Here is a 1,840-nt window from a genome sequence, read left to right as displayed (position 1 = left end):
ACCTCCGGCAGAAGTGTATCAAGATCTTTCTTGATACCTTGCCACTGACGGGTCACCGTATCTTGATCCGGTAATTGATTTATTTGTCGAGACAGCCCGGTCATGTAGTCGCCGGCCTGCTGCTGTATCTGCTTTTCCGCCTGCAATGCGGCAACCTCGGCCACCTGGGTCTGCCACTGCTGTCTGGCCTGCCCCATGGTCTCCCAGGCGGTTTTCATGTTGGTAATTGCGGCAACCTCTTTTTGCAGGGCCGCCAACCGTACAGCGGTTTTATCCAGATCGGTTTTTTGCAGCTGTGAAATATTCCTGGCCAGATGGGGTTGCGCTTTTTCATCCATACCCAGCAATTCCCGGCTGAGCTGACTGCACAGGTTGTCTTTTTGCTTTTCCAAAGTACGCATCGCTTGGGCCAGACGGGCCAGACGGGAATACTCAAACAAGTCAGTGGATTTATCCTGCGCTGGACGCAATCCCTGCGCACAAGCCGCTTCCACTGCATCCAATGGTTTTTGCCATGCGGTCTGTACCACTGCTTTTCCCAACCGATTACCGGCATCCTCAACCTGGTGCAGCAACCGGGCCTCAGGCGCATCTGTCCGGCTGGACAACTGAAATGCCGTGGCTGCTTGTGCGCGGTCTTGCAGAACCGCTCTGGCTTGATCCGCCTTGCCCACCAATGCCTGGCTGATGGTTGCCAGCTTGGCTTGGGATGCGGCAACACCGCTGCTCTTTTCCCATTCTAAAAGTGTTTGCGTCTTGGTATGCACACGCTTCTCAACTGCCTGCTGTTGGGCTTTGATCTGATCAGCGGTTTTTTTCAGGAGCTCCGGCTTAGCTTGGCGATGGCTTGCCAATTGTTCCTGAAAGCGCGCGATGGTTTTGGCAGCTACTTTTTCTTCTTTTTGTACACTACTGATACGCCGCTTGTCCGCGTCCCCCAGCTTGATCCGGTCGGGAAAGTGGATGATCCGCTCTACATGATCACTCACCTCTTTTTTGGTATGGTCCATGGCTGCCAGACGCGCGCGCATCTCTTTTTTGAAATCAAAGCTATCGATTTTTTTCAGGACGCTCTGCGCATCTGCGATCATGTTGTCTTTTTTTGATTGATAATATTTCAACTCCCGCATGAAAGCTGAATCAGGTGCCAAATCACGGATAGCGAGAGAACGCACACCTGCTCCGGGTAAGGGAATCCCCAGTGCATAGACGATCTTGGCCCAACCCCGCCCTTGGTGCGGTACGCCGAGTGCCACCACATCTTCTATGGGCGCACCGGCTGTACGCAATCTTTTTGCTGTGAGCAGATAAGATTGAGCCACCAGTCCGCCGGTGCCTTTGGCAACCAGATGGGCCTTGAGCCCCAGACGCCGGGCTGACTCGCGCTCCACAATCCGAGAGAGCATTTGTGCCTGCTCTTTGAGGCCTTTGCGCGTATCAAAGGCCTTGTCCTGAGCAAGATTTATAATATCTTCCTCCGGGATTCCCTTGCGCCGCAGCCGGTCCATGGCATACGCCACATCCTTGGGAGTATCAAAAATATCCGGCACATAAATGACCAATTGGCGGAATCCGCTGTGACTGGATGAGGATGATTTTCGGGGCACGGAAAGTTCTGCGGAGGGTGCCGGCAACCCGATCGCTGGATGGCTTATTTCTTCTTTGACTGTTTTTGGGGGGGATATCACTGTGCCTGTCAGTGCGCCGGATTGCGCAAATACCCGGCCAGGCAGAAACTGGAGCGGCAATGCCATACTGGTTGCCAGCAGCAGGGCGATTACCCGGATTGTCCGTCTTTTCAAATCAATCATCTTTTTTCCTCACGCAAAGGCGCTAAGAT

Annotated in this window: 1 protein-coding gene; it reads right to left on the bottom strand. The window is 53.6% G+C overall.

Annotated features, from left to right (window positions below; all coding sequences use genetic code 11):
- Positions 1-1,811: hypothetical protein (locus K8S19_12505; GenBank protein ID MCD4814497.1), on the bottom strand; the 1,811-nt coding region annotated here is incomplete at its 3' end.
- Positions 1,812-1,840: the final 29 nt, after the last annotated feature.

The organism is bacterium (assembly GCA_021108215.1).
In the GTDB taxonomy this organism is placed as follows: Bacteria; Oederibacteriota; JAAXVQ01; order JAAXVQ01; family JAUVAV01; genus JAIORK01.
The sequence above is the reverse complement of the archived record's forward strand: the minus strand, read 5'-3'. Positions and strand labels throughout refer to the sequence as shown.